The 229-nt window shown below is 49.8% G+C and carries 1 protein-coding gene; it reads right to left on the reverse strand.

Going from position 1 to position 229, the window contains the following annotated elements:
- Positions 1 to 229: hypothetical protein (locus tag AC1RPQ_RS08750; protein WP_481762394.1), on the reverse strand; the 229-nt coding region annotated here is incomplete at both ends.

Below are 229 nucleotides of genomic sequence, written 5' to 3' on the forward strand. Positions count from 1 at the left end.
GGATACCGCGTGCATGAACTCTGCCATCTTTTCCTCTTCTACGTGCGGAAGCCCGTTTAGTCGCTCCGGCACAAGATGCGCGTAATCAGCGCGATCTTTGATGCACTGCTCATCGTTGTCAAAGCCTTCTACGAGTCCAGCAAACACGAAGTACCTGAAATGAACGTCATCGAGTTTCTTGAAATCTTCAGCTAGTAACTGATCGATAAGCTGATGGGCGCGTTGTGTG

The organism is Dellaglioa sp. CoH-57-MRSF-21 (genome assembly GCF_056781915.1).